General features: G+C 65.9%; 15 protein-coding genes. All 15 read right to left on the bottom strand.

Going from position 1 to position 18,273, the window contains the following annotated elements:
* Positions 1-54: 54 nt before the first annotated feature.
* Positions 55-1,596 carry an L-arabinose ABC transporter ATP-binding protein AraG gene (gene araG, locus HV770_RS03355; protein ID WP_175158093.1) on the bottom strand — a complete coding sequence of 514 codons (1,542 nt, stop codon included), beginning with the start codon at positions 1,594-1,596 and terminating at the stop codon, positions 55-57.
* 229 nt (positions 1,597-1,825) lie between these two features.
* Positions 1,826-2,824, bottom strand: a complete 999-nt coding sequence (locus HV770_RS03350) for an arabinose ABC transporter substrate-binding protein (RefSeq protein WP_121315719.1) — start codon at positions 2,822-2,824, stop codon at positions 1,826-1,828.
* Between the two features lie 144 nt (positions 2,825-2,968).
* Positions 2,969-3,745, bottom strand: a complete 777-nt coding sequence (locus tag HV770_RS03345) for an SDR family oxidoreductase (RefSeq protein WP_168667247.1) — start codon at positions 3,743-3,745, stop codon at positions 2,969-2,971.
* Positions 3,742-4,422 carry a 2-dehydro-3-deoxy-6-phosphogalactonate aldolase gene (locus HV770_RS03340; protein ID WP_175158092.1) on the bottom strand — a complete coding sequence of 227 codons (681 nt, stop codon included), beginning with the start codon at positions 4,420-4,422 and terminating at the stop codon, positions 3,742-3,744. Before HV770_RS03340 ends, HV770_RS03345 begins: the two co-directional genes overlap by 4 nt.
* A gap of 47 nt (positions 4,423-4,469) precedes the next feature.
* Positions 4,470-5,528, bottom strand: coding sequence for a 2-dehydro-3-deoxygalactonokinase (locus tag HV770_RS03335; protein ID WP_175158091.1), 1,059 nt, complete (start codon positions 5,526-5,528; stop codon positions 4,470-4,472).
* Positions 5,525-6,478: an IclR family transcriptional regulator gene (locus HV770_RS03330; RefSeq protein ID WP_175158090.1), complete on the bottom strand. Its 954-nt coding sequence runs from the start codon at positions 6,476-6,478 to the stop codon at positions 5,525-5,527. The genes HV770_RS03335 and HV770_RS03330 overlap by 4 nt, the downstream gene beginning before the upstream one ends.
* 435 nt (positions 6,479-6,913) lie before the next feature.
* Entirely contained in the window at positions 6,914-8,224 is a 1,311-nt protein-coding gene (gene tcuC / locus HV770_RS03325) for an MFS transporter (protein ID WP_175158466.1), read from the bottom strand.
* 57 nt (positions 8,225-8,281) lie between these two features.
* Positions 8,282-9,505: a tricarballylate utilization 4Fe-4S protein TcuB gene (gene tcuB / locus HV770_RS03320; protein ID WP_175158089.1), complete on the bottom strand. Its 1,224-nt coding sequence runs from the start codon at positions 9,503-9,505 to the stop codon at positions 8,282-8,284.
* A complete protein-coding gene (gene tcuA / locus HV770_RS03315) occupies positions 9,492-10,949 on the bottom strand; it encodes an FAD-dependent tricarballylate dehydrogenase TcuA (protein ID WP_175158088.1) in 1,458 nt (485 codons plus the stop codon). Before tcuA ends, tcuB begins: the two co-directional genes overlap by 14 nt.
* 177 nt (positions 10,950-11,126) lie before the next feature.
* A complete protein-coding gene (locus HV770_RS03310; RefSeq protein WP_175158087.1) occupies positions 11,127-12,047 on the bottom strand; it encodes a LysR family transcriptional regulator in 921 nt (306 codons plus the stop codon).
* Positions 12,048-12,102: 55 nt separating this feature from the next.
* On the bottom strand, positions 12,103-12,825 hold the full coding sequence (mtgA, locus tag HV770_RS03305) for a monofunctional biosynthetic peptidoglycan transglycosylase (RefSeq protein ID WP_175158086.1): 723 nt from the start codon (positions 12,823-12,825) through the stop codon (positions 12,103-12,105).
* A 48-nt stretch (positions 12,826-12,873) separates the two neighbouring features.
* Complete coding sequence (gene aroE, locus HV770_RS03300) at positions 12,874-13,737, bottom strand: shikimate dehydrogenase (protein ID WP_175158085.1); 864 nt, start codon at positions 13,735-13,737, stop codon at positions 12,874-12,876.
* Positions 13,734-15,875 (bottom strand): ribonuclease catalytic domain-containing protein, encoded by a 2,142-nt coding sequence (locus HV770_RS03295; RefSeq protein WP_175158084.1) that lies wholly within the window; start codon positions 15,873-15,875, stop codon positions 13,734-13,736. The genes aroE and HV770_RS03295 overlap by 4 nt, the downstream gene beginning before the upstream one ends.
* A gap of 307 nt (positions 15,876-16,182) precedes the next feature.
* The gene (locus tag HV770_RS03290) at positions 16,183-16,785 is read right to left on the bottom strand and encodes a YqiA/YcfP family alpha/beta fold hydrolase (RefSeq protein ID WP_121315731.1); all 603 of its coding nucleotides are present in this window, start codon (positions 16,783-16,785) and stop codon (positions 16,183-16,185) included.
* Complete coding sequence (gene mpl / locus HV770_RS03285; protein ID WP_175158083.1) at positions 16,782-18,176, bottom strand: UDP-N-acetylmuramate:L-alanyl-gamma-D-glutamyl-meso-diaminopimelate ligase; 1,395 nt, start codon at positions 18,174-18,176, stop codon at positions 16,782-16,784. Before mpl ends, HV770_RS03290 begins: the two co-directional genes overlap by 4 nt.
* Between the last annotated feature and the right edge of the window lie 97 nt (positions 18,177-18,273).

Below are 18,273 nucleotides of genomic sequence, written 5' to 3'. Positions count from 1 at the left end.
TTCAATACTCCTCCCGTATCCCCACGGGTTGCCGGACTTGCGTCCAAATAAGGTTCAGGCCGCGTGCTGGGCGGCGGGGGCGCTCGTCTCAGGCAGCGCAGTCGAGCTTTGCGGCAGCGCGAGGCTCAACACCGATTGCTCCGTGGCATCCCGGCGCGCCAGCTCTCCGGAAATCCGGCCCTGACGCATCACGACGATGCGGTCGGACACGCCGAGCACTTCCGGCAATTCCGACGAAATCATCACGATCGCGCAGCCGCGTTCGGCCAGCTGATAGATCACGTTGTAGATTTCATGCTTCGCGCCGACGTCGATGCCGCGTGTCGGCTCGTCGAGAATCACGACCTTCAGATCGGGCTCGGCGAGCCAGCGCGACAGAATCGCCTTCTGCTGATTGCCGCCCGACAGGAAACGGATTTTCTGGCGGCGGCTCGGCGTCTTGATCTTCAGCAGCTTGATGAAACGGTCCGCGGTTTCCGCTTCCTTCTTGCGATCGAGAAACATCCCCGCACGCAGATAGTGACGGCGGCAACTGATGTTGATGTTCTCCGAGACCGTCGCCATCGCGACGATGCCCTCTTCCTTGCGGTCTTCCGGGCACAGCACGATGCCGTGCCTGATCGCTTCGCCCGCGCTGCGCACCTTGATCGGCTTGCCGTCGAGCAGCAGTTCGCCGCCCTTCTTGTGATCGGCGCCGTAGACCAGATGCATCAGCTCGCTGCGGCCCGCGCCCACCAGTCCGAAGAAACCGACGATCTCGCCGCGCCGCACTTCGAAGCTGGCCGGTTGCGCGAGCGCATGGCCTTCGATCGCTTTCGCCGCGAAGCGCACTTCGCCGAGCGCACGCGCCGAATAGTTGTAGATGTCCGAAATTTCACGCCCCACCATCTCGCTGACGATGGTGTCGCGCGACACGCCTTCGAGCGTCGGATGCGAGGCGATCTTGCGACCGTCGCGGAAGATCGTGCAGGCGTCGCACAGTTCGTAGATCTCGTCCATGCGGTGCGAGATGTATATCATCGCGCGATTGTCGGCGCGCAGATCGCGCACCAGCTTGAACAGCACCTCGGTCTCGCGATGCGACAGCGAACTGGTCGGCTCGTCGAGCGCAATCACGCGTGCGTTGCGCAGCAGCGCCTTGCAGATTTCGACCATCTGCCGCTGCGCGATCGAGAGCTTGCGTAGTTTCGCGTTCGGATCGAGCGCCACGCCCATTGCTTCGAGGCGTTCGCGCACGAAGCGCTTGGCTTCGCGCTTGTTGACCCAGCCGAGCGAGTTCGGCAGCTGGCCGAGCAGCAGGTTTTCCGCGACCGTCAGATCGGGCACATACTGCAGTTCCTGGTGAATCACCGCGATCCCCGCCGCGATCGACGACGCCGCGCTCGAGAAGCGCACCTCGTTGCCGTCGATCAGCACGCGGCCCGAATCGGGTTGATATTCACCGCCGAGTATCTTCAGCAGGGTCGATTTCCCCGCGCCGTTTTCGCCCATCAGGCCGTGAACCTGGCCGACGTTGACGTCGAAGGACACACCGTCGAGCGCACGCACGCCTGGAAAGACTTTGCCGATATTGTCAAAACGTAGCGTCGCTGACACTTCGCCTCCTGTGTCGACGGGGGTGAGCGCTTAGCGCTTACTCCCGTCCCATGCAAGTTAGTTGCCGTTTTACCTGAACCGCGCCTCGCCGTGCCTCGTACTTCGTACCTCGCGGGCAGGCGCAAACATGGCTTGTCTCTACTGCTGATCTTTTATCGCTGCCGCCGGCGCGTCATGTTTCGACCATGACGCGCCGGCAGTTCACTTCATCGCACCGCGTGTCACACGCTCAGTTCGACGCGAGGCCCATCTTCTGGCGCACATCGGCGACGTTGTCACGCGTGGCCAGCATGCCGGTCGTCAGCGTGAGCAGCGGCGGTTCCTTGCCTTGCGTGATCCAGTCGTACATCAGCGTCGAGGTTTCTTCGCCGTGGCGCTTCGGGCTGATGATGACCGTGCCGTAGAAGCCCGTCGGCGTCGGCTTCTTGAACTCGTTCAACGCCGAGTCCGAACCGCCGATGCCGATACCGATCATGTTGTCCGCCTTGAAGCCGCGGCCTTCCGCTGCGCGCACCGCGCCGAGCACGCCTTCGTCGTTCAGCGCGTAAGCGACCCAGTGCTTGAACTGCGGGTTCTTCGTCAGCGCGATGTTAGCGGCGTTGAACGCGTTTTCCGTGTCCGTCTTCGCTTGCGGCGCGGCGATTACGTTCGCCTTCGGGAAGCCGGCGGCCACCAGTGCGTCGGTCGCGCCGCTGGTGCGGTCATGCGCGGTCGGCAGCTGTTCGTAGGTCACGTCGATCGCGCCCACGTCCTTCATGTCCCAGCCGCGCTTCTTGATTTCGGCCGCGAGGCCGTCGCCGACCTGTTTGCCGATGTTGTACGCCGAGATGCCCATATGCGGCACCGATGCGATCGGCTTGCCCGCGCCGTCGACGAGGCGGTCGTCCACCGTCATCATCTTCAGCTTGTCGGCCTTCGCCTTCGCGACGATGCCCGGTCCGAGCTTGACGTCGGGCGTGCAGATCACGAAGCCTTGCGCCTTCTGTGCCGACAGGTTGTCGATTGCGCTCATCACCTTCTCGCCCGACGGCGCGCCGATCTTCACGAGCGTGAAGCCCTTTTCCTTCGCAGCGATTTCGGCGAACTTCCATTCGTCCTGGAACCACGGCTCTTCCGGCTGCTTCACGAGGAAGCCGATCTTGACCGGATCGGCCGCCTGCGCGACCGGTGCGTTGAAGAGCACACCCGTCGCCGCTGCTGCCAGCGTGAGGAAAATTCTACGTTTCATAATGCGTGTCTCCTGACTAATTGATAACGAGAAGGTAAGCGGCCGCGTCTTCTTGTACCGGTGATGACACACGCGGCCAGCGCGTCGTCCGGTGTACTTTTGCGCCCCTGCGCAAACCTGCGTACTGCAAAAATCCGTCGTGAATCAGTCGTGATACAGCGCCGAGCGGCCGCCATCCACGGTGATGCAACTGGCGTTGATGAACGGCGCTTCATCCGAGGCGAGAAACACCGCAGTCATCGCCACTTCTTCCGGGCGGCCGATGCGCTTCATCGGCTGCAGATCGAGCGTCGCCTGCTGCGCGGCGGCCGGATCGGGCTGTTCGTTCCACCAGTCGTGCGTCAATTGCGTTTCGATGTAACCCGGCGCGATCGCATTCACGCGTACGTTGCGCGGCGCGTATTCGATGCCGAGCGCGCGCGTCAGGCCAATCACGCCGTGTTTGGCCACCGGGTACGGAAAGCAGCCCGGAATGATCTTGAATGCATGGGTCGACGCGATATTCACAATGCTGCCCGTGCCGCGTTCGACCATGCCCGGCAACACCGCGCGGCAACCGTTCCACACGCCGTCGAGATCGACCGCGAAGCAGCGCCGCCAGTCGTCGTCGGTCATGGTGAGCGGATCGCAGAACACGTTGATGCCTGCGTTGTTCACCAGCACGTCCACCGCGCCGAATGCCTGCTCCGCCTCGCTCACCGCCTGCTGAACCGAGGCCGATTGCGTCACGTCCGTGCGCACCGCGAGCACGCGCGCGCCGGTTTGCGCCTTGATGTGCGCCGCCGTCTGCTGGGCGGTGTCGATATCCAGTTCCGCGAGCACGACCGACGCGCCTTCACGCGCGAACGCGAGTGCGATCGCCGCGCCGATGCCGCGTCCGGCGCCGGTCACCAGGGCGGCTTTGCCGGCGAGCCGTTTCATTTCTTCGCGCCTGCGCGGGCGATGCGCAAGCCGTTGATGAACGCCTTCGCATGCGAGGCGGTCACGGCGGCGCTCTGACCCGGCTTGTACAGCGCCGAGCCGAGGCCGAAGCCGTTCGCGCCGGCGCTCAGGAACGGCCCCATGTTGTCCGGCGTGATGCCGCCAACCGGCACCAGCGGCACCTGCGCCGCGATCACCGCGCGCCATGCCTTCACGACCTGGCAGCCGAGCTGTTCGGCGGGAAACATCTTGAGCACGTCCGCGCCGTTCTTCAGCGCGATGAACGCTTCAGTCGGCGTGGCGACGCCCGGCGCGCAGGCGAGGCCCTGCGCTTTCGCGGCGGCGACGACTTCGGGATCGCTATGCGGCATGACGATCAGTTCGCCGCCCGCCGACTTCACGTCGTTGACGAAACTCGGATGCAGCACCGTGCCCGCGCCGACAATCGCGTCCGCCGGCAACGCCTTGCGGATCGCGGCGATGCTATCGAACGGCTGCGGCGAATTCAACGGCACTTCGACGATGCGAAAGCCCGCTTCGTACAGCGCCTGACCGTGATCGGCCGCGTCGGCGGGGGTCACGCCGCGCATGATCGCGATCAACGGACAGACTTCGAACGCCGCGATCAGGCCCGCGTGCGGCATGTATGGTGCGGGCAGATTGATGTGAGGTTGCATGTCGGTTCCTTGTTTCGTGAGCGGCACGGAGATGGCCTGCGCGCCGCTTAGCCGGCGCGCGCCGCGTGAGCGGCCGGATTGACGAGCCCCGCCTGCGAGGCGACGCGCCACAGGCCGCGCTCGGTGGCCTGCTTCACCAGTTCCGCCTGGGTGCAGCCGAATTGCGCGAGTGCGAGTCGATAGCGCTCGCACAGCGCTTCATTGCCGATCAGGCGCAGGCTCTGCGCGGCGAGCGAGCTCTGCTGTTGCGTCAGCACGGCGTCGAGGCCGGCCAGTTCGTGGCCGATCAGCAGGCCCGACAGATAGTCGGGCAGCTCGTCGCGCGCGAGTTGTCCGGTGAGGCCGAGCGTGCGGGCGCTGAAAACGGTCGCGAGCATGCCCGCCTGTCCCTTTTCACGCGCGATGCTCACGCCGTGCAGGAATGCTTCGGTATCCGGACGATCCGGCGTGGCCATCGTGCGGCCGAGAATCGTATGCTCGCGCAGCGCCGCGAACACTTCGCCCGTCATGAAGGTATGAAAACGTTCAATGCGGCCTGCCTGCACGACCGCCCATTTCGCGTGCGTGCCCGGCAAGCCGATCAGCGCGCGCATACCGTGGTCCGCGGCGTTCGCGTCCTCGCTGAGCGCGCCGAAAATCTGCGTTTCTTCGCCGCGCATCACGTTGGGCAGTTCACCGCGTTGCAGGATGCCCGGCACGATGTGCAGCGTCGCGCCGCATGCCGCCTGCACGCGAACGAGGCCGCTCACGAGCGCATCGGCGCTCGCCGGTGCATCGACGTACGGCGCCTCCAGCCAGCCCTGCGCGCTGCCGACCATCCCCGCTGCGATCACCGGTACGCCGCGCGCCGCGTCGAGCCAGGCGCCGCACACGTCGTCGAAAGCGGCGTCGAAACCGCCCTGCTCCGCGCTGCGCGGCAGATTCATGATGCCGGCCGGCGACGCGCGCGTCGCCAGCACCTGGCCGTCGTTGTCGTACAGATAGGCGCGCAACGAGGTCGTGCCCCAGTCGAGCGCGATCAGCGCGGCATTCGCGAAGCCTGCGTCGGCGACGACACCTTTGGCCAGATGGCTGCCTGCCGGTGTGAGAGAACCCGCCTGTGTCATCGTTTGATCCTGCGGGTTGTCGGTTGGGGAGCGCGCCAACCGAGTTCTTCCGAGATCGCGCGCGCTTCGCGCTGCACGACCGGAATCAGTTCGTCCATGCGTTCGAGCGGCATGTATGGAATCGTGCTCGCCACCGACAACGCAGCCACCACCGCGCCCGACGCATCACGCACCGGGGCCGCGACGCAGCGGATCGACGCTTCGTTCTCCTCGAGGTCGAAGGTGTAGCCGCCGGCTGCGTAACTGGTCATGCGCTGCATGAAGGTCGGCGCGTCGGGGCGGTTGTCCGGTTTGAACGTGACGCTGGCGAGCGCGCGGCGCGACGCGTCGAACAGCGTCTGCCAGACGTCCGGTGCGAGGTCGAGCATCATCGCCTTGCCGATCCCCGTCGACGCGAGCGGCATCCGGTGCCCGACGCGTGAACGCATTTCGAGGCCGCGGGTGCCGGGAATCTTGTCGATGTACAGCACGTCGTCGCCGTCGCGCACGCCGAGGTGAATCGTGTCGAGCGTCTGTTCCGCGAGCGATTCGAGATGCGGACGCGCGACCGCCGTGAGCGGCATCTGTTCGAGCGCGATAGTGCCGAGTTCGATCAGCTTCGGGCCGAGCAGATAGCCGCCTTGCACCTGGCGCAGATAGCGCGCCTGTACGAGGCTGCTCACCAGCCGGTGCGTCGTGCTGCGGGTCGTGCCGAGTGCGGCGCCGAAGGTGCGCAGATCGCGCACGCCGGCGGCGGCGGCTTCGAGAATCGCGAGGCCGCGCAACAGCGTCTGCGTGCCGGCCTGTTGCGGCGTGATGTCGAGCAGCGTGCTGGGCACGGCGATTCCGTCGACGCCAGCCGGTCGAACGCTGGCGCGCGCCTTGGCGGCGGTGGCCGGGCGCGGCGCGGCGTTGTCCGCGTGATCGGCTTCGGACGCGCTTGCGGCGTGAGTAGGCATCGCTTTGTTCATGGCGATTGGCTTTCGGTGGTGTGTGCGCTTACAGCGCGGGGCCGGAGGAGAAGCCTTGAGGACGCGCGAAGCGGCGGGCGCAGGGGTGCTGCCTCGTGATGTCGGGCATGGTTTGGCCTTGTCTCCAGTTTTTTTGCTGTCGCTTTTGCGCGGCCGGATGGATAGGGCTTCCGGCTCACGTCGCGTGTTGGGTTGGATTGTAGGACCGTTTTTGAGAAATCTCCAATATGTGAATGGCGAATTCAAATAATGGGATTTAGGGTGTTTTGATCCGAATTGGATCGCGAGAAGGCTGACGTGCCGACGCTCGGATTAGCGGCGTGAAGCGCGCCGGGGCCGGCGTCAGAGCGCTCACCGGACTGTCTCGCCCGTTTTCGCCGCGCATGAAAAAAGCCCGCGACCGCGGGCTTTTCCCAGGCAGAATCGTCGCCGGAGCTACGTCGCAAACCGCTTCGCTACTCCGCTGCGACGATAGAGGACCAACGTCGCGACCAGGCCGCATACGGCGGCGAAGCTCAGCCAGTAGCCCGGCGCCGCCCGGTCGCCCGTCACCTGGATGAGGTAGGTCGACACCGCTGGCGTAAAGCCGCCGAAGACCGCCGTAGCGAGGCTGAACGCGAGCGAAAAGCCGGCCACGCGCACGTTCTCCGGCATCACTTCGGTGAGCGCGGCAACCATCGCGCCGTTGTACATGCCGAAGAAGAACGAGAACCACAGCAGCACGATCAGCATGCGGCCGACGCCCGGCGACGACGCCAGCCACCACAGCGCCGGATACGCGGTCAGGATCGCCAGCACGGTAATCGCGATCAGGATCGGCCGGCGTCCTATGCGATCCGACAGTGCGCCGCCAACCGGCAACCAGATGAAATTGCCGATGCCGACGCACAGCGTCACGATCAGGCTGTCGGCCGTCGAGAGCTTCAGCACGGTCTTGCCGAAGGTCGGTGTGTAGACGGTGATCAGATAGAACGTCGTGGTGGTCATCGCGACCAGCAGCATGCCCGCGAACACGACCTGCCAGTTCTGCAACAGCGTGCCGAACACTTCGCGCGCGCCGGGACGATGCCGCTGCGCCTTGAACGCCTCCGTCTCTTCCAGCGAGCGGCGCAACGCGAAAAGCAGCGGCACGATCGCGCAGCCGATAAAGAACGGAATGCGCCATCCCCACGCGCCGATCGTCTCGGCGCTCATCCAGTGATTGAGGCCGTAGCCGAGCGCCGCCGCGATCACGATCGCGACCTGCTGGCTCGCCGATTGCCAACTCGTATAGAAACCCCGATGACCCGGCGTCGCGATCTCAGCGAGATAGACCGACACGCCGCCCAGTTCGGCGCCCGCGGAAAAGCCCTGCAACAGCCGCCCGAGCAGCACGAGGGCTGGCGCCAGCAGACCGATCGACGTGAAGCCCGGCACGCAGCCGATCAGTATCGTGCCGCTCGCCATGATCGACAGCGTCACGATCAAGCCCTTGCGACGCCCCACCTGGTCGATGTACGCGCCGAGGAAAATCGCGCCGAGCGGCCGCATCAGGAAACCCGCGCCGAACACGGCGAAGGTGAGCATCAGCGACGCGAATTCGCTGCTCGTCGGGAAGAACACCTTCGAAATGTAAGGCGCGTAAAAGCCGAACAGAAAGAAGTCGAACTGTTCGAGAAAGTTGCCGCTGGTCACGCGCAGTACCGCGCCGACTTTGGACACGCGGGACGTGCCCGCGCTTGTCTCGATCGTGTTTGTGGGGTTCATCATCGAAGTCTCCGTTATTTTGTCTTTGCGGTGCCGGCGACGCTTCACGCTTCAGGCTCAGTCGGCGCCGGCTTGCAGGCCGCTACCGCGGCGTTTTTCGATCGCGGACTTGAGGAGCGCGGCGCTGCGATATATGCCGTGCGCGAACTTGCCGTACGGCAACGTCGCGAACAGCGCCATCACCACGCCCAAATGCGACGCGAGCAACGCGGGCATGGCGGACGTGTCGCGGCCTATCAGAAGCGCGAGGCCGGTGGCGCTCGTCACCAACAGCAAGGCGATGAAACCGCGATCCATCGGACGCTGCTTCGCGTCGCCGCGCGCGGGATCGCGCCGCAGGTTGAGCCACAGCAGACCGGCCGGGCCGAGCAGCAGACCGACGCCGCCCAACGAGCCGAGCACGACCGGCAGGCTCAGCATCGAATAAGGCGCTTCCTCGCCCAGCACGTAGTGATACAGCGTCGCCACCACGGTCGCGGCGAAGCACAGCATGAAGCCGTAGAACGTGAAGTGATGAAAGCGCCGGCGCGCGAGCGTGAAGCGGTCGTCCGCTTCGTTGCAGCCGTCGCCGTGTCCGCCGTCGAGGTAGGTGAGTCCGAGCACGTTGCGCGTCGCTTCGACGATCGCCGGCGCCGAGGCCGTACCCGCCGACACGTCGCGCCAGAACCGCGTCACGCCGATACCCAGCGCGAGCGCCGCAAAACCGAACACCGCGCCGAAGATCAGCGCGAGCAGATTGTGCGGGAAGATCGCGTAGAAGCTCGACGTCCGCGCGCCCGGGCGGTAGTCGAGCAGCGAACCCGACAGCGCGGTGCCGAGTATCAGGAACAGCGCGAGCCCCGCCGCCAGCGCGAGCGAGACGGTCAGGCCATTGCGTTTGTACAGCACGCCCATCACGGGCGGCCACGCGTACTCGGTATAAGTTTCGAGCCGCACTTTCGCCATCGCCTGCGGGACGTTCACCGCGAATTCGTGAGGCGGTGCGTACTGGCACGCGTGATAGCACGCGCCGCAGTTGTGGCACAGGTTCGCCAGGTAATTCACGTCGGCCTTGCCGAATTCGAGGCGGCGCGTCATCGCCGGAAATACCGCGCAAAAACCTTCGCAATAGCGACACGCGTTGCATATCTGCATCTGTCGCGCGACTTCGGTTTCGTTATCGGTCAGCGGCACGATCCGGATGACTCGCGACTGCGGATCACGCTCGACAGAGGGATCGGCGCGGCCGGGCGAGTCCGCCAGTTGCTGCGCTTCACGCGCCAGCGCTTCAATTTTCTGCACTGAGAGCTCCCGATGATTCGTGTGCGCTGCGAGCCGCTTGCCCCGCGTACCCCGCTTGCGCAGCCGCCTGTGCGGCCCGCGCCGCCTCCGTCCCGGCGATGCGCCCGAAGGCCGTGCCGATCGACATGCCGACCCCTGCCGTATAGCCCTTGCCGAGCACATTGCCGGCCATCATCTCGCCCGCGACGAACAGGTTCTCGCTCGGCTGGCCGCCAAAATGCACCTGAGCCCGGTCGTTGACCTTGAGCCCCAGGTAAGTGAACGTGATGCCGGGCTTGAGCGCGTAGCCGTAGAACGGCGGCGTGTCGATCGGCCGGGCCCAGTGGGTCTTCGGTGGGACGAGCCGCTCGGTGTGGCAGTCGTCGAGCGCGGTGTGATCGAACGTGCCGACCCGGCAGGCGTCGTTGTACGCGGTGATGGTCCGCACGAACGCGGCTTCCGGCAGACCGAGCTGGCGAGCCAGTCCGGCCAGCGTGTCGCATTTCTCACCAGGAAACACCGGCGGCATGAAACGGCCGATCGCCTTGGTGTCGATGATCGAATAGCCGGTCTGCCCTGGCTGTTGCGCAACGAGGCGTCCCCAGATCGCGTAACGTTTGGGCCAGAAGTCCTCGCCCTCGTCATAGAACCGCTCGGCCTCACGATTGACCACTACGCCCAGCGACACGCAGTCGATCCGCGTGCAGATGCCGCCGTCGTAGAGCGGCGCGCGCGCGTCGATCGCGACGCAATGCGATTGCGACGGATCGCCGATCGAATCCGCGCCCGCGTCGATCATGTACTTGAGCAACACGCCCTTGTTAAAGCGCGTGCCGCGAATCAGGAAGTTATCCGCCGGCCATTCGCCGCGCTCATTCTGGCCCCACGCTTGTCTGAGCCATTCGCGATTGGATTCGAAGCCGCCCGCCGCCAGCACGCAGGCACGCGCCTCGAAACGACGGCTGCCACTGCGCGCCGCGACGAAGCGGCCATCGTCGAGTTCGATCGCGTCGACCGGCGTGTCGTAGAGAACCCGCACCCCGAGCGCTTCGGCGCTGCGGTAGTACGCGTTGACGAGCGCCTTGCCGCCGCCCATGAAAAACGCGTTGGTGCGCGCGACGTGCAGCGCGCCGGACAGCGGCGGCTGAAACCGCACACCGTGTTTGCGCATCCACGGACGGCAGGTTGCGGACGCACGAATCACGAGACGCGCGAGATGCTCGTTCGTGATGCCGCCCGTCACCTTCAGCAGGTCGCGCCAGTATTCATCTTCCGGATACGCCTCGACGAGCACGTCTTGCGGTGCATCGTGCATGCAGCGCAGATTGCGGGTGTGTTGTGAGTTGCCGCCGCGCCACTCGCGCGGGGCCGATTCGAGAAGGAGGACCGACGCGCCCGCTTCGCGCGCCATCAGCGCGGCGCACAGCGCGGCATTGCCTCCTCCGATCACGAGTACATCGACCATCTAGCTTGCCTCCTGTCGACCGGAGTTGGCGCTTTGGCTGTCGGCCATGCGCCTCGCTGACTCCGATCCCATGCAACGTAATTGCTTCGAGGCGAACTGTAGTCAGTGACGGCAAATGCCGCCATCAGCAAACGGGCTAGAGGTCTTCAGTTTTCGTGAAGGGCAGTATTGATCGAGTTATCGGAGTTTCGCGCCGGGCCAGCGGCCCTCTTTCACCAGCGTACGCGCGACGTCCGCGAGCACGACACGCGCCGCCAGCGCAGCCGGGGACAATTCGTCGTCGGACACGCTGACCAGCAGGTTCGCCCTGACCGCGTCGGTGTCCGCGATACGGCTGCTTGCAAGCATCGCGTTCTCCGACCGCGCGAGCGCCGCGCCGGGCTGGATGGTCGCACCCAATCCGCCGCGCACCGCGTCCATCAGGATCGCGAGGCCGTCCGCCTCGGCGGCGAGATGCGGCTCGTACTTCGCGCGTTTGAACGCGGAGGTCAGCAAGGCTCGCAAGCCGTGCGAGCCGCTTGGCAGGATCAGCGGCAGATCGCCGAGCTTCGACAAACGCACTTCGCGTTGCGTCGGCATGCCGGCCAGGTCACGCGCACCGATCAGGAAGAGCCGCTCGTCGAGCAGCGGCATGACGCTCCAGCGTTGGGTGGGTGCTTCCTGAAACAGGATGGCGAGGTCGATCGTCCGCGCGCCGAGCATCGATGCGAGATAGCCGGACAGGCTTTCGACCATGCGTAACCGGATGTCCGGATAGCGTTCGCGCATCGCGCGCATGAAGGGCAGACCGAGCACGCCGGTGGTGCTGGGCGCGAGCCCGACGCTGACGTGTCCCGAAAGCCGCGCCTCGCGCGCGGCGAGCGCCGCGTCGTCGATATGGCGTAATGCGAGCTGAGCCTGCCGCCAGAACGCGAGGCCGGCATCGGTCGGCACGACGCCGCTCGAGGTTCGCTGCAACAGCCGGGTCGATAGCTCGCTTTCGAGCCGCGCGATCTGCTGGCTCAGCGCCGAGGTCACGACGCCCAGTTCGAGCGCCGCCTTGCCCATGCTGCCGTGTTCGATCACGCTGATGAAGTAACGCAGCTGCCGCAGTTCCATCGGAGTTTCCCGCGAGGCCATGCACCCGCGGCCGCGCCGCAGGTGCAAAAAACGTTTAGTCCGGCAATTCGGCCGCGCCCATGCGCCGCGCGATCACGCGTGCGCGCTGGGTCAGATAGGCGGAGCTGCGGTGTTCGTCGAAGTACCTGGGCCGCGGCAACATCACGGCTAGGCGCGCGGACTGCGCCGCGCTCAGCTTGGCCGCCGACGTCCTGTAGTAATACTGGGCCGCCGCTTCGGCGCCGTAGACTCCATTGCCCCACTCGACGGAGTTCAGATAGATCTCGAAGATCCGTTCCTTGTCCATCAAGGTTTCGAGCATCCAGGTAATGATCAGCTCCTGGCCCTTGCGGATATAGCTCTTCTCACGGGACAGAAACAGATTGCGCGCGAGCTGCTGGGTGATCGTCGAACCGCCGCGCACGATCTTGCCGCGCGCCTTGTTGCGCTCCCACGCCTGCAGGATCGCGTCGGTCTCATAGCCTTTGTTGTTGACGAAGTTCGCGTCTTCCGAGGCGATGATCGCGCGCTTCAGATTGCGCGAGATCTGGTCGTACGGCGCCCACGTATGCTGCAACGGGAGATCCGGCCGATCCTGCGACAGGCGCCACGCGTCCGAGCGCATGAACGCGGTCGAGCGCGGGTTCACGTCATTCCAGAGCGCGATCTGCGTGAAGTAGAACGCCTGCGTCGCGAGCCAGGCGATCACCAGCACGGCGCCCAGATAGACCACCCATCGCGCCGGACTGGGCCGGCTTGCGCGCCGCGTTGCTGTCATGTGCGTTCCAGTTCTCGAATGGTCGGTACCGTCAGGCGATGCGCGGCTCTACGCGTGCGACGGCGCCGTCAGCAACGCGCGCAACTCGGCCAGCACCGGCGCGCCGTCGGGCCGCACGCCGCGCCACACATGAAACGATTCGGCGGCCTGTTCGACCAGCATGCCGAGACCGTCGGCCCCGCGCGCGCCCAGCTTGTGTGCGTGTTCCATGAAGACGGTCGGATGCGCGCCATACATCATGTCGTACGCGAGCGAGCCGTTGCCGAACGCGCGGTCGTCGCAGTCGGGCAACGACGCGTCGAGGCTGCCCGCCGTCGCGTTGACGATCACGTCGTACTGGCCGGCTTCGATCGCGCGCGCGCTGCCGCCGGTCAGGCGGCACGCGGCGTCGCGCGCGGCCTGCGCGAATTGATCGACCAGCGCTTCGGCCTTCGCCGCGGTGCGGTTGACGATGGTCAGCGTATGCGGCGTGCGCTCCAGCATCGGCAGCACCACGCCGCGCGCGGCGCCACCCGCGCCGAGCAACAGAATGCGCGCGCCCTTCAGCGACACGCCGAGATTCACCTCGATGTCGCGCACGAGACCGACGCCGTCGGTGTTGTCGCCATAGATGCCGTTCGAGTCGAAGCGCAACGTGTTCACCGCACCCGCTGCCGCCGCGCGCGGCGACAACGTCGTGGCGAACGCATGCGCGTCGAGCTTGAACGGCACGGTCACGTTCAGACCGCGTCCGCCCGCGTCGATGAAGGCGCGCACGTGCGGCACGAATGCGTCGACCGGCGCGAGCAGCGCGCCGTATTCGAGCGGCTCGCCGGTTTGCTCGGCGAAACGGCCGTGAATAAACGGCGACTTGCTATGGCCGACCGGATTGCCGATGACCGCATAGCGCTCACGTGTCTGACTGGCGCTCATCGTCCCGGCTCCGCGATGTGTTGATCGGCGGCTGCGCCGCTTGCACTGTCGTCGTCGTTGTCGTTGTCGGTATCGGCATCGGCCGCTGCGGCGTCGCCGTCCAGTTCGGCTTCGGCCTGCGCCTCGGCTTCGCCTTCGGCGCTGTCGTCGGCCGCGCCGATGATTTCGTCATCGCCTTCATCCGCTTCCTCCGCTTCCTCCGCTTCCTCCGCTTCGGCGCCGCTCGTCACGGTCGGCGCGTCGAGCACGTGCAACAGACGCACGGACGCTTCGACGGTCAGCTCGTCGATCGACATCACTTCCATCTGCAAACGCGTGCCGCGCGCGTGCACGCCGAGGCCCGGCACATGCAGCAGCAACGGAATCTCTTCGAGGCGCACGAGATCGCCCTTCACCACCGACGCCACCACCTGCTTGCGGTTCTCCTGCTTCAGCCAGCGCAGGCACCAGAAGTACTCCATGCGGCGCTGATGATCGGCATACGCGGTGTAAGTGTCGTCGAAGCCTTGCACGACGGCGAACAGATCGGCGTCCTTCGGCTTGAAGGGCGCGGCGAGTTTCGCGGTCACGCCATGCTGCACGCAGGCGATCAGTTGCCACTGATTCACCAGGTCGACGTAACGGCGCAGCGGCGACGTGCTCCACGCGTATTGCGTGACGCCGAGGCCTTCGTGCGGCGCGGCGTTGGTCTGCATGCGCGTGCGCTTCGGGCCGCTCGGCGCGCCGAACGCGCGCTGCGTGCGGTAGATGCCCGGCACGCCGTGGTCGTGCAGGAACGCACCCCACGACGAGTTGGCGAGAATGGCGAGTTCGGCGACGATCGTGTCGAGCGGCGAACCGCGCCGGCGCGGCGTGATCGTGATGTGCTCGCCTTCCACGTAGAAGTTGAAGTCCGTATTGCGCTGCACTTCGCGGCGCAGACCGTAGCCCGCGCGCGCGGTCTGGCGCTTTTCGAACAGCGCCTGCGCGAACGGCCACAGCACGGCGATGTCTTCCTTGTGCGGATAGTCGCCGGTGCCGGCGGCGAGCGCGTCTTCGGTGACGAGTTCGTCGAGCGTGTTATGGCGCAGGTTGTTCTTCACGAACACACGCTCGGCGCGCGTTTCGCTCGCGACGATCTCCTGGGTCTCGCGATTCACGATCACATACAGCGACAGCGCCGGCCGCAAGCCGCCTTCAGCCAGCGTAAATGCTTCGACGACGCTGTCGGGCAACATCGTGATCTTGTCGCCCGGCATGTAGACGGTCGACAAGCGGGTGCGCGCGATCGCGTCGACTTCGTCGCCGCGCTGGATGCCGAGCGCCGGCGCGGCGATGTGCACACCGATCCGCACACGGCCGTCGGCCAGGTGCTCGACGGAGAACGCGTCGTCGATTTCTGTGGTGGTAATGTCGTCGATCGAGAACGCCTCGACGTTCGCTTCCGGCAAATCTTCCGGCAGGCTCCCAACGCTGACGGGCGGGAAGCCCGTGCCGTGCGGGAAGAACTCGGAGAGGAATCTCGCCTCGTGCAGCGCGCGCGCCGACGGGATCGCGCCGCATTCGAGCATCAGGCGCGCCTGCGAAATGCCGCGCGCGGCGGCCGCGCCTTCGAGCGCCTTGTATTCGATCGTGTTCTTGTCCGGCTTGGTCAGCAACGCGAGCGCGGTCTTGCCCGCGAAGGCTTCCGGCAAACGGCCGGCCTTCAGTTCTTCCTCGTAGCCCTGCTGCACCAGCGCCTGCTGACGCTTGCGTTCGAGGCCGGCCAGCGCCATCTTCAGTTGTTCCTGCGGCGCGCGTTGATACATGCCGCGGCCCTTGCGGCGGAAGTACACCGGCGCGCCGTGCATGCGCAATACCAGCGCCGCGCGCTCGATCGAACCGAAGCTTTCGCCGAAGTACTCGGCGCCCAGCGTAGCGAACGGGAATTCGTCGTCAGGCGCGCATTCCCACAGGAAGTCCAGGTCGATGTCCTGCGCGGCGGCGTCGGCCTGCTGCATCAGCTCGGCCGCGCTCGGCTTGTCGAATTCGATCAGCACGTCTTTGGCGCGCACCTTCGCACGCCGGCCGCCCGGCAACTCGACCTGAAACGCGTCACCCTGGCGCGACAGCACGCTGCCTGCCTTGAAACTGCCCGATTCCTCGAAGAAAACGTTCACTCAATACTCTCGTTCTGACTTGCATCTGCCGGCGCGCCCGATTTCGTTCAGCGATCGGTCACTGCGTGCGCGGCACGGCAACGTGTTCGTGGTAGTGGATCCGCGGCGCCTTACGTACGGATACGCGCGCCGGCGGCTTGAATCTGATTCCAATCTGGTGACAGGCAGCGGCTTCACTGCGGGTCAGATGCATCGGTAACCGGCGGCGGCTTCGCCGCCAGGTCGCGCGCCTGAGCCGCTGCTCAGGACGTCGCTTCGGACCGCCGCGTCGGCACGCAACATCACGACGCTTCGGACCGCTATTACTTCATGCCGCTTCGCGCGGCGCCGGCGGCTCGACGTCTTCGGCGACGCAAAAGGCCAGCACCTCGTCGACGTATTGCGCGAACTCGCTGATCGCGTGGTCGCTTCCTTCGATCAGCGTAGTGCGTGCGCCGGGATAGTGCGCAAGCATTTCGCGATAGTCGAGCACTTCGTCGCCGGTGGCGGCCATCAGATAATAGCGTTCGGGCCGCGTGATCGACGCGACGCCGAGCGCGCGCAGTTCATCCAGATGACGCGGTTCGACGACGATGCTGCCGCCGCCATGCCACAACGGCTGCTCGCCGAGATAGGCGCTCAGGTCGCGCTGCGGCACGACCGCCGGGTTCAGCAGCACAGCCGGCCAGCCGTGCTTCTCTGCCAGATGCGTGGCGAAATAGCCGCCGAGCGAGCTGCCGATCACCGTCACGTTCTTCGGTTTTGCAGCATCCACCAGCGATTCGGCGAGCGCGACCGTGTCGAACGGTGAAACGGGCAGCATCGGGCAACACCATTCGTCGGCGCGGCCTAGTTCGGCAAGACGCGCCGCCAGCACGCGCGCCTTGAACGAATTGGGCGACGAGCGGAAGCCGTGCAGGTAGAGAATCACGAGCTGCCTCGCGCGGAAAGGGCGTCGAGCAGCTTCTGATGCACGCCGCCGAAGCCGCCGTTGCTCATCACCAGAATCTGGTCGCCGGGGCGCGCGGCATGGACCACCGCTTTGACCAGCGCGTCGAGATTGTCGAAGGCCTGCGCCTTACCGCCGAGCGGTGCGAGCGCCTCGCCGAGATTCCAGCCGAGTGCGTCGCGGCCGTTCGGCGCGCCGTAGCCGAACACGAGGTCGGCGTCGGCGAGGCTGGCGGGCAATTGCGCTTTCATCACGCCCAGCTTCATCGTGTTCGAGCGCGGCTCCAGCACGGCGAGAATCCGCGTGTTGTCGCGGCCGACGCGCGCGCGCAGCCCGGCCACGGTCGTGTCGATCGCGGTGGGATGATGCGCGAAGTCGTCGTACACGGTCACGCCGTCGATGCTGCCGCGCACTTCCATGCGGCGCTTCACGTTGCGGAAGCTCGCCAGCGACTTCGCGGCCTGCGCCGGCGGTACACCGACGTGGCGCGCGGCGGCTATCGCCGCCAGCGCGTTCATGCGGTTGTGCTCGCCCTGCACCTGCCACTCGACGACGCCGACGCGCTCGCTGTTGTGATACACGGCGAAGCGTTCGTCGACCGGCACGCCGTCTTCGGCGGGCAGAGTTTCCCAGCCGCCCTGCACGCCGAAGCGCTCGAGCTCACTCCAGCAGCCGCGCGTCAGCACGCGTTCGAGCGCATCTTCACGGCCGTTCGTCACCACCCGGCCGATGCCGGGCACCGTGCGGATCAGATGATGGAACTGGGTCTCGATCGCGGCGAGATCGGGGAAGATGTCGGCATGATCGAATTCGAGGTTGTTGAGCACCGCCGTCTTGGGCCGGTAGTGGACGAACTTCGAGCGCTTGTCGAAGAACGCGGTGTCGTATTCGTCGGCTTCGATCACGAAAAAGCTCGAATCCGTGAGCCGCGCGGACACGCCGAAGTTCAGCGGCACGCCGCCGATCAGGAAACCCGGATTGAGGCCGGCGTCTTCGAGCAGCCAGGTGAGCATCGAGCTGGTGGTGGTCTTGCCGTGGGTGCCGGCCACCGCCAGCACCCACTTGCCGTTCAGCACGTGCTCGCCGAGCCACTGCGGGCCGGAGACGTACGGCAGGCCGCGGTCGAGAATCGCTTCCATCAGCGGGTTGCCGCGCGAAACCACGTTGCCGATCACGAACAGGTCCGCGTTCAGGCCGTTCAACTGGTCCGCGTCGTAACCCTCGATCAGACGGATGCCTTGCGCCTCGAGCTGCGTGCTCATCGGCGGATAGACGCCGGCGTCGCAACCGGTCACGGTGTGGCCCGCGCCGCGCGCGAGCACCGCGAGACCGCCCATGAACGTGCCGCAGATGCCGAGGATGTGGATGTGCATAAGCCTGTCGTGCCGCGCGGGCGTTTTTTGCGAGGGATGGGAGTGCTGCAAAGCGGCCGGAACGACCGTCTGCAAAGGACGCTATTGTAACCGACAG

Origin of the sequence: Paraburkholderia fynbosensis (genome assembly GCF_902859935.1) — a bacterium.
GTDB classification, from domain to species: domain Bacteria; phylum Pseudomonadota; class Gammaproteobacteria; order Burkholderiales; family Burkholderiaceae; genus Paraburkholderia; species Paraburkholderia fynbosensis.
This window is presented reverse-complemented; position numbering and strand designations above follow the sequence as displayed.